Raw genomic sequence first — 9,970 nt, 5'->3', positions numbered from 1 at the left:
GAAGGTCCCTTCAGGACGGGGGATGAACCATGGATGACGTCATGGTCCCATGACCACGGCATGCGTCGGAGCGCGCTCGTCCCCGCGTACCATGTGGGTGGCCCGCAGGGCCTGCGGCCACGGCCGATCCACGATCCCCGAGGGAGCACTTCGAGCATGCCACGTGCACGTCTTCTGATCATGTCGTTCTCGGTGCTGACGGGGGATCCCCGGGTGCTGCGGCAGATCGAGATGTTCAAGGACGACTACGAGCTGGTGACCGTCGGCTACGGCGGCGCCCCGGCCGGTGTCACGGAGCACGTCGAGGTGCCCGCCCATCTGGACTCCTTGCGTCCGAGCTTCCGGCACCTGATGGTCCTGTACGCCGCACGCCGCTATCGGCGCGCCTATTTCGGGGCCCGACGCACGAGATTCGTCCTGGACCGGGTGGCTCCGCACAGCGTCGACGTGATCATCGCCAACGACGTCAATGCCGTCCCCCTGGCGCTCGCGCTGCGGCCGCGGCTCGGTGTCCACGCGGACCTCCACGAGTACGCACCGCGTCAGCGCGAGGACGAGCGCTGGTGGCGCACGCTGGTGGGGCCGTTCCAGGGCTGGATGGTGCGTCGCCATGTGACCCTCGCGGACTCGGTGACGACCGTCTCGCCCGGACTCGCCGCGCAGTACGCCGCCGAGTACGGGGTCACCGCGAGGGTGGTCCCGAACGCCTCCCCGTTCCGCGGGGACATCGAGCCCTCGACCGTCGGCTCCCCGGTGCGCCTGGTCCATATGGGCTCCGCCGTGCGCGGTCGCGGCATCGCCGAGATGGTGGGTGCGGTGATCGAGGCCGCCGCCGAGGCCCCCGGCCGCCTCACGCTGGACCTGTACCTCAAGGGCGGCGACGCCTCCTACCATCGCGAGCTCGGCGAGCTCGTCGCGGCGCATCCCGACGCCGGTGTGCGGATCTGCGACCCCGTCCCCTTCGCGCAGATCGTTCCGACCCTGGCGGGCTACGACCTGGGCCTGATCATCTACCCGCCGACGAACTTCAACATCGTCCATGCGCTGCCGAACAAGCTCTTCGAGTACGTCCAGGCACGGCTCGGCGTGATCGTCGGCCCCGGGGTCGACATGCGGGAGATGGTCCAGGAGCACGGGATCGGCACCGCCGTCGACGAGGCGACCGCCGAGCAGATCCGCACCGCGCTGCTCGCCGTCGACGCGGAGCAGATCACGCAGTGGAAAGCCGCCGCCGATGCACGGGCGCAGTCGCTCAGCGCGGAGGTCACCTCCGAGCCGTGGCGGGAGGCGGTCGCCGCCCTCGTCAGCTCCACGAACCCGGTCGCCGGCCCGGAGTCCTCGGATCCGTCGGACCGTCGATGAAAGGTCACAGAATGGACACGCCCGTGCCCGGAAGGTCGCCGGGGGCACCGGCCGCGGCGTGCGAGGATCAGCTCGTGATGTGCGAACTCCGATGCCGAGGACGAGCCCGATGAGCCCCTCGATCCTGGTTCTGTCCCTGTCCCCGATCGAACGGGACCCGCGCGTGCTGCGCCAGATCGCTCTGCTCAGCGAGCTCGGCGATGTCCACACGGCCGGGTACGGGGCGGCCCCTGCCGGGGTCGCCTCCCACGTGCAGGTCCCCGAGGAGCTCGGGAACTGGCGCTCGGACTACCGGCGCTTCTACGCCCTGGTGCTGACCAGGCAGTTCCGCCGTCTCTATGACAACGCACCCTGGGTGCGCTTCCTGCGAGGGAAGATCGCCCCGGGCAGCCACGACGTCGTCGTCGCGAACGACGCTCCGTCGGTCCCGCTCGCTCGGGAGCTCGCGCCCCGTCGGGGGGTCCACGCCGACATGCACGAGTACGCGACCCGTCAGCGCGAGGGTGATGCGCTCTGGGAGCGCTACCAGCGCCCCGTCGTGCGCTGGATCGTCACGGAGCACCTGACCCGCGTCGACAGCGTGACCACGGTCTCACCGGGTCTCGCCGAAGCCTACGGCCAGGAGTTCGGGATCGCTGCCGACGTGGTGCCCAACGCCGCCCGGCATCGGGCGGACATCTCTGTGCGCGAGACCCCCCGAGAGGGCCCGATCCGTCTGGTCCACACCGGGGCCGCCGGTCGTGCCCGTCGGCTGGAGATCATGATCGACGCGGTGGCCGCCGCGAACGCGCGGCGGCCAGGTTCCCTGACCCTGGACCTCTACCTGATGCCCGGTGACAGCGCCTACATCGCGGAGCTGACCCGACGCGTCGAGGACCTCGGGGACCCCGCGATCACGGTCCTGGACCCGGTCCCCTTCGACCAGATCGTGCCGACCCTCACGGGATACGACGTCGGCCTGTTCGTGTGCCCGCCCACCACCTTCAACCTCGAGCACACCGTGCCCAACAAGCTGTTCGAGTTCGTCCAGGCCCGGCTGGGCATCGTGATCGGTCCCAGCCCGGACATGCGCCGATACGTCGAGTCGTACGACCTGGGGTCCGTGACCGCGGACTTCGAGGTGGAGACGGTCGCCGACGAGCTGCTGGATCTGACGCCAGCACGGATCGATGCCATGAAGGCCGCGGCGGACCGTGCGGCCGCCGAGCTCGGCAGCGACCGGCTCTCCATCCCCTGGACCGACGCCGTGCGCCGCCTGCTGGCCCCCGGAAGCAGCACCTCAGAGCCCTGACTCCAGAGCCCCGACCTCAGGGCCCAGCGGCTCGAGCCCTGGGGCCGACCCTCGAGACAACCCCCGGCACCGGGGGACCCGTACCCGGAAGGAACCCGAAGCTGTGAAGATCCTGTCCGTCGTGGGCGCCCGCCCGCAGTTCGTCAAGCTCGCCGCGATCGCGGACGCCGCCGCCCAGCGCGACGACGTCGAGCACATCATCGTCCACACCGGACAGCACTACGACGCCGCCATGAGCGACGTGTTCTTCGCCGACCTGCGGATCCCGGCGCCCGACGTGAACCTCGCCATCGGCTCCGGCTCCCACGGCCGCCAGACCGGCGCCATGCTCGCCGGCATGGACGAGGTCCTCGAGGAGCACCAGCCCGACTGGACCCTCGTCTACGGAGACACCAACTCCACCCTCGCCGGCACCCTCTCCGCCGTGAAGATGCACCTCAAGGTCGCCCACCTCGAAGCCGGCCTGCGCTCCTTCAACCGCCGCATGCCCGAGGAGCACAACCGCGTCATCACCGACCACGCCGCGGACCTCCTCCTGGCGCCCACCGAGGTCGCCCGCGCGCACCTCGCCGCCGAGGGGCTCACCGACCGCACCGTCGTCACCGGCGACGTCATGACCGACGTGTGCCTGCGCGTCGCCGCCTCCCTCGAGGACACCCCGGTCGCACTGCCCGAGGGCATCGACCCCGCCGCGGACTACGCCGTCGCGACCATCCACCGCGCCGACAACACCGACGACCCGGCCCGGCTGCGCGGCATCATCGAGGCCCTCCAGGCCCTCGACATGCCCCTGGCCCTGTTCGCCCACCCCCGCCTCGTCGCCAAGGCGAAGGACGCCGGCATCGAGCTCGCCGGCGGCGCCGTCCACGTCGGCGCCCCCGTCGCCTACCCCGACCTGATCAACGCCGTGCAGCACGCACGCGCCGTGGTCACCGACTCCGGCGGCCTCCAGAAGGAGGCCTACCTCCTGGGCACCCCCGGCTCCACCGTGCGCACCGAGACCGAATGGGTCGAGACCCTCGAGAACGACTGGAACCGCCTCGTGCCCGAACCCGCCGACCTCACCGCCGCCGTGATGCGCCCCCGCCCCACAGCGGACCGCCCAGCCCACTACGGCGACGGCCACGCCTCCCTGCGCAGCATCGACGCCCTCCGCGAGCGCGCCTGATGGCCCGCTCGCGCACCGCCCGCCGGCGCGGCCGCACCAGGCCCCCGCACGTCGTCGTCGCGACCCGCGTCTACACCCCGGAGCCGGTCGCGGCCGCGTTCCGGCAGGAGGCGCTCGTGCTCGCGCTCGAACGGGCCGGCGCAGAGGTCACGGTGCTGACCACCACCGCGCCCGGTGCAGGGAGCGTCCGCTCGCGGGCCCGGAAGGTGTCCCGCTGGCCGGTCAAGCGCGACTCGCAGGGCCAGGTGCGCGGCTACGTCTCGTACCTGAGCTTCGACCTCCCGCTCGCGCTGCGCCTGCTGCTGCAGCGCCCGATGGATGCGCTCGTGCTCGAGCCGCCGCCCACCACGGGCATGGTCGGGATGGTCGCGGCGGCGATCCGTCGGGTCCCGTACACCTTCTACGCGGCCGACGTCTGGTCCGATGCGACCGAGAGCGTCGACGGCGTGCCGACGCTCGTGCGCACCGTCGTGCGCTGGGCCGAGAAGACCGTGTGGAAGCGGGCGGCGCGCGTGCTGACGATCTCCCCGGGGGTCCAGCACCGGCTCGAGGAGCTCATCGGCTCCCGACCGAGCCTGGTGATGGTCGGCAACGGCATCGACACCGACACCTTCAGCGATCAGGGCGGGACCGGCGGCGAGCAGGGCCCCTACTTCGTCTATGCCGGGACCGTCTCCGAGTGGCAGGGCGCGGGCGTGTTCGTCGACGCCTTCGCCCGGGTGCGCGCCACCCACCCCACGGCGCGGCTGCTGTTCTTCTCCGAGGGCTCCGGCCGCGATGCGCTCGAGGCACGGGTGCGCGCGGAGGGCATCGAGGGGATCGAGTTCCGCGACAAGATCCCGCCCGCCCAGGTCGCCGCGCACCTGCGGGGGGCCGCCGCCGGGCTGTCCTCGATCACTCCCGGCCAGGGCTACGAGTTCGCCCTGCCCACCAAGATCTACGCCGCGACGTCGACCGGGACCCCCGTGATCCACGCCGGCGAGGGCGCCGCCCACGACCGGATCCGGGACAATGCGCTGGGCTGGGCCTGCGACCACGATGCCGAGCACGTCGCCGAGGCGATGCGTGCGGCGCTCGAGGGTGAGGGCCACGGCGAGGGCGGGGCGGATCCGCAGCACCTGCGCCGCTGGACGCTCGAGAACGCCTCGCTCGGCGGCTGCGCGATGCAGGGCGCCGAGCAGGTGCTCGCGAGCCTCGAGGAGCGCAGCACCCGGGACGGCTGAGAAACCGCGGGATCCTTCCTCACAGGATCGTGCGCAGTCCCGGGATCCGCTTCCCCATCAGGGTGAAGCCGGTGGAGAGCATGGCCACCACGACGATCAGGGCGAGCACCGCGAGCGGCGACCCCTCGGGGAACCCGGCGCCGCGCAGCGCCACCAGGATCGCGAAGTGCGCCAGGAACACGCCGAAGGTCGCGTCGCCGAGGGTGCGCAGTGCCGACTCCATGCCTGCGGAGGCTCTCCAGCCCCGGCCCAGTGCCATGACGGCGATGACGAGGGCCAGAGCGAGCAGCATCACCGTCGGCGTCAGATAGGTGGGCAGAAGTGCCTGGCCCGGAGGGGTCTGCGTCACGGGGGATCGGTAGGCCCAGGTGGTCGCCGCGGTGAGAGCCGGCACCGCGATCAGCAGCAGGAGCATCGAGGTCCGGCGGGACACCGGCGCGGCCCAGGCGGCGCGGCCCAGGACGTAGTAGCCGATGTACGGCAGGAAGTACGTCATCGACCCCAGCGGGAGCGGCACCACCGCCTCCCCGAGCAGACCCTCGGTGAGGAACGGGAGCGCGATCACCACCAGGGCCCACAGCGCGCACACCGCCCCGGTGACCCAGGCGCGTCGGCCCGAGTCCCCGACATAGGTGGCCAGGACCGGGGAGATGAGGGTCAGGCCGATGATCAGGGGCAGGAAGTACAGGTGGGGATAGGTCTCGGCGGTGACCAGCAAGGAGGCCTGCTCCCGCCAGTCCACGGGGCCGACGGGGACCAGCACGTTCATCACCAGCAGATAGAACGCCGTCCACACCACGGTGGCGGGCAGGAGCCGGCGCAGTCGCCGGCCGAGGAACCGGCCCGAGCCGTGCCGCAGGGCGGCGGGAGCGAGGTTCAGCGCGCCGGAGATCATGAGGAAGGTGGGCACGGCGGTCGACAGCAGGGATCGCAGCATGTGCAGGACGATCGGCGAGCTCGGCTCGAGATGGTCGGCGAGGACGTGCACGCACACGACGCCGAGCACCGCGAGGATCCGGATCAGGTCCAGCACCGGCGCATAGCGGCGCACTGCGGGCGAACTGGGCACAGCGGGGACAGCCTCGGCGGGGGGCGAGACCGGGACGTGCGGTTCCGCCGCAGGTCGGTTCTGCTGACCGGCCTTCTCAGGCAGGGTCATAGCTCCCGTCCCCGGGATCGCAGTCGATCTGGATCATCCGCGAGTGATCCGTCTCGAAGAGCACGATGCCCAGGTCGGGGCCGGCGACGTTCAGGGAGTCGGACGTGGTGTGACGGTTGTATGGCATCCGTTCCTGGTACACGTAGTGGATCCCGTTCTCCTCGAGCACCCGGCACGACGCCGGATCCGTCGCGGCATCCTCGGTCGCGTAGATGAGCTGCCGGTCCAGGTCCGTATAGGCCATCCCGGCCACGGGCAGGCGCACATCCTGACCGAACATGGCGTACAGGTGCGCGCCGCCGGAGAACGGGCTGGCGAGCAGGGTGCCGTCCTGATCCATCTCCGGCACGTACTGCTCGAACAGCGCACGCTCGTCGGCCTGGAGGAACCGGCCCCGGCCGGGATAGTCGGCGGCGAGGTTCTTGGCGGCGTTGTCGGAGCGGCTGGGCACCGACGAGAGGGCCGCGGCGACTGCGGCGATCACGAGGATCACCGTCACCGTCCGAGCCGGTCGGAGATCAGCGCGAGCGGCGCCCGGAGTGCGGGCCTCGCCCCGCGAGCGAACCAGCAGCCTCGCCCAGGCCTGGAGGCCGGGCACCACGAGCACGGCGGAGAGCATCGCGAGCGGCATCGAGACCCGGTCCTGGCCGCGGTAGTACAGGGTCGACAGGTTCAGCGGGGAGTCGAGCGCCGCATCGAGGTAGATCACCGCGATCACCACCCAGGCGACGGCGAGCCAGCGCCAGGTGGCTGTGCGGAACGCCGAGATCAGGCCCGGCCACCACAGCACCGCCAGGACGACGCCGAGCGCCATCGGCCACACCGTCAGCAGGCCCAGAGCGACTTCGCCGAGGGCGAGCCACCACTGCACCACCAGCCCGCCGTTGAACCCGGTCACCTGGGACCCGAGCGGGGTGTACGAGAGCAGGACCACCGGGAGCAGGGTGAGCACCGGCACCACGACCAGCCAGGGACGCCGCCGCCAGGACGAGGCGCCGGTCACCGCGGTGAGCGCGGTGAGCAGGATCAGGGCGGTGACCGCGACGTTCGGATGCATGAGCCCCAGGCCAGCCCCGGCGAGGCCCAGCACGAGGAGCGATGCCACGACGGGCCGCAGCGTGAACCGGGGGAGCAGGGCGCCCCAGAGGGCGGCCGCCGCAGCGATCACCCCGGGCAGCGCGGCGAAGCCGGACAGGTTCGGGACGGGGGAGAGGTGCATCCACAGGTCCACGGGGCTGGCAGGGATCAGCGCGGCCGTGATCGCAGCGGCGAACGGTGCCCATCCGGTGGTGGGGAACAGGGCACGGGCCAGCAGGGCGATGCCCAGGATCCAGGGCACGACCGCCAGGGCCAGGACCGTGCCGTTGAGCAGGGTGGGCGTGGTGACCCCGGGGACCACCGCGGCGAGGGCGTGGAAGGCTGCGGGGTAGAAGGTGGGATCGCCCGCGGAGTTCGAGACGGAGCCGACGTGCAGGGAGGAGGCGTCCCCCGTCTCCCGGATCCGCTGCAGGGCCGAGAGGTGGTACAGGGTGTCCCAGCGCTCGAGGATCGCGTCGGGCCGCCCGGCCCGGATCGCGATCGGCACGAGCGAGACGGCAAGAGCGCCGATCATCCACAGGGCCCCGCCCGGGACCGCACGGCGCGGTGACAGCGCACCGTCCAGGATGGTGGACGGCAGGCGAACGCCCAGTCGGCGCAGCCCGAAGGCCACGGCGAGGAGGACGGCCGCGCCGAGAAGGAACGGCAGCATCGACCAGTGCCATGCCAGGACGGACGCGGCCACCGCGCTGATCCCGGCGATCGCCGCGGCCAGTGCCGGAGCGAGCGCCAGGGCGAGCAGGCGCGACCCGTCGAGCGCCCTCACCGCGACATACCCCGGAAGGTATGCCGCGGCGAGGACGACCAGGATGGTCAGGAGCAGGGAGAGCAGCGGGGTCACCTATCGGATCGGGGCAGCGCCTCTGCGCGGTACTGCGACGGGGGCACCGCCTCGTCGAGGGCGAGCCGACGGGCCAGGTACGTGGTGCGCTTCTCCGCTGCCTTGGTGCGTGCCTCCTGCAGGGCGAGGAAGCCCAGCAGGACGAGCACGGTCGCGTACAGCAGCAGGTCGGCACCACGGCCAACCCCGACCAGGTTCGCCACCCGGCTCAGCATCCCGGGGAACATCACGGTCAGCACGGCGAAGGCCGCGAAGGCGATGACCAGCAGCCGGCGCACGGCCAGCTGCTTCGCACCGCGCTTGATGAACAGCCACGCGATGATCGCCACGATCCCGAGCACCAGCAGGAGCTGGATGATGAAGGTGCGGCTGCCCACGTCGAGCGCGGGGACCAGGGCGAGGATCAGCTCGTGCTCACCCACGAGGTCAGGCCTCCTCGGCCTGCTGGTGGGTGGAGGCGGAGCCGTCGCCGAGGACGAGGCGGGGCGTGCCCGTCCAGTTCTCGGCGGTGGTGATGTTGCGGCCGTCCACGATGAGCTTCACCCCGGGCACGTCCGCGGCGGTGAGGTCCTTGTACTCGGCGTGGTTGGTCTGCACGATCACCAGGTCCGCGGCCTCGCCCACGTGGTACGGGGCCCAGCCGAAGCCCTCGAGCTCGGCATCGTCGTAGTACGTGTCGTGGACCGCGACCTCGGCGCCATGCTCACGCAGCGCCTCGACCACGGGGAACACGCCGGAGAACGCGGTCTCCTTCACCCCGGTGCGGTACGAGGCGCCGAGCACCACGGCCTTGAGGCCCTTCAGCTCACCGAGCAGGCCCGAGGCCCGCTCGACGAGCTTCGCGGGGACCGACGCGTTCAGCGTGCGGGCGGTGCGCACCGTCTCGGCCCGCGGATCGGTCGAGAGGTACAGGCGCGGGTAGACGGGGATGCAGTGCCCGCCCACCGCGATGCCGGGCTGGTGGATGTGGGAGTAGGGCTGCGAGTTCGACGCCTCGATGACCTTGTACACGTCGATGCCGTTGTCCTGTGCGAACAGCGCGAACTCGTTGGCGAGGCCGATGTTCACATCGCGGTAGGTGGTCTCGGCGAGCTTCGCCAGCTCCGAGGCCTCCGGTGACCCCAGGTCCCACACCCCGTTGGGCTTGTTCAGATCGGGGCGCTCATCGAACTGGAGCGCGGACTCGTAGAACTCGCGGGCCCGCTGCGTGCCCGCCTCGGTCAGAGCGCCGATCAGCTTGGGGTACTTGCGCAGGTCCTCGAACACGCGTCCGGTCAGGACCCGCTCGGGGGAGAACACGGCGAAGAAATCCGTCGATTCCTTCAGCCCGGAGATCTCCTCGATCATCGGCACGAACCGGGTGCGCAGCGTGCCCACCGGGAGGGTGGTCTCGTAGGAGACCAGGGTGCCGGGGGTGAGGTGCTCGGCGAGGGACTTCGTGGCGGCGTCCATCCAGCCGAAGTCCGGCTCCCAGGTCGCATCGTTCACGAACAGCGGCACCACGATCACCACGGCGTCCACCCCGGGGATCGCCTCGGCGTAGTCGGTGGTGGCCGTCAGCTTCCCGGCCGGGACCAGCTCGGAGAGCTTCTCCTGGAGGTGGGCTTCGCCGGGGAACGGTTCGGTGGCCTGGTTGATCAGCTCCACCTGGCGGGGGTTGGTGTCGACACCGATCACCTCATGGCCGGCATCGGCGAACTGCACGGCGAGCGGCAGTCCGATCTTTCCCAGGGCGACGACAGCAGTTTTCACGGCGGGGTTCCTCCTAGTCCGACACCGGGATCGGTGTCGCATGCACGACGGTGACCGTCATCAGCGGTCCACCGTG

General features: G+C 71.3%; 8 protein-coding genes. 4 read left to right on the top strand and 4 right to left on the bottom strand.

Features of this window, described 5'->3' with window-relative positions; translation table 11 throughout:
* Positions 1 to 156 precede the first annotated feature (156 nt).
* The 4 genes from INT49_RS09115 (at position 157) to INT49_RS09100 (ending at position 5,044) form a co-directional block, all read left to right on the top strand.
* On the top strand, positions 157 to 1,362 hold the full coding sequence (locus INT49_RS09115; protein ID WP_193117421.1) for a glycosyltransferase family protein: 1,206 nt from the start codon (positions 157 to 159) through the stop codon (positions 1,360 to 1,362).
* Positions 1,363 to 1,471: 109 nt separating this feature from the next.
* Positions 1,472 to 2,653, top strand: coding sequence for a glycosyltransferase family protein (locus tag INT49_RS09110; RefSeq protein ID WP_193117420.1), 1,182 nt, complete (start codon positions 1,472 to 1,474; stop codon positions 2,651 to 2,653).
* Between the two features lie 103 nt (positions 2,654 to 2,756).
* Complete coding sequence (gene wecB / locus INT49_RS09105) at positions 2,757 to 3,821, top strand: non-hydrolyzing UDP-N-acetylglucosamine 2-epimerase (protein ID WP_193117419.1); 1,065 nt, start codon at positions 2,757 to 2,759, stop codon at positions 3,819 to 3,821.
* Positions 3,821 to 5,044 (top strand): glycosyltransferase, encoded by a 1,224-nt coding sequence (locus INT49_RS09100; protein ID WP_193117418.1) that lies wholly within the window; start codon positions 3,821 to 3,823, stop codon positions 5,042 to 5,044. Before wecB ends, INT49_RS09100 begins: the two co-directional genes overlap by 1 nt.
* Before the next feature lie 19 nt (positions 5,045 to 5,063).
* On the opposite strand, the gene INT49_RS09095 is transcribed toward INT49_RS09100, so the two are convergent.
* Genes INT49_RS09095 through INT49_RS09080 form a run of 4 tightly spaced genes read right to left on the bottom strand, consistent with a single transcriptional unit; the run spans position 5,064 to position 9,894 of the window.
* Positions 5,064 to 6,203 carry an acyltransferase gene (locus tag INT49_RS09095; RefSeq protein WP_193117417.1) on the bottom strand — a complete coding sequence of 380 codons (1,140 nt, stop codon included), beginning with the start codon at positions 6,201 to 6,203 and terminating at the stop codon, positions 5,064 to 5,066.
* Entirely contained in the window at positions 6,190 to 8,142 is a 1,953-nt protein-coding gene (locus tag INT49_RS09090) for a DUF6541 family protein (RefSeq protein WP_193117416.1), read from the bottom strand. Before INT49_RS09090 ends, INT49_RS09095 begins: the two co-directional genes overlap by 14 nt.
* Positions 8,139 to 8,564, bottom strand: a complete 426-nt coding sequence (locus INT49_RS09085; RefSeq protein ID WP_193117415.1) for a DUF2304 domain-containing protein — start codon at positions 8,562 to 8,564, stop codon at positions 8,139 to 8,141. The genes INT49_RS09090 and INT49_RS09085 overlap by 4 nt, the downstream gene beginning before the upstream one ends.
* A gap of 4 nt (positions 8,565 to 8,568) precedes the next feature.
* Positions 8,569 to 9,894, bottom strand: coding sequence for a nucleotide sugar dehydrogenase (locus INT49_RS09080; RefSeq protein WP_193117414.1), 1,326 nt, complete (start codon positions 9,892 to 9,894; stop codon positions 8,569 to 8,571).
* Positions 9,895 to 9,970 lie beyond the last annotated feature (76 nt).

It is taken from the genome of Brachybacterium tyrofermentans (assembly GCF_014897585.1).
In the GTDB taxonomy this organism is placed as follows: domain Bacteria; phylum Actinomycetota; class Actinomycetes; order Actinomycetales; family Dermabacteraceae; genus Brachybacterium; species Brachybacterium tyrofermentans.
Note: the sequence above shows the minus strand (reverse complement) of the source record. Positions and strands in the feature narration are given on the sequence as shown.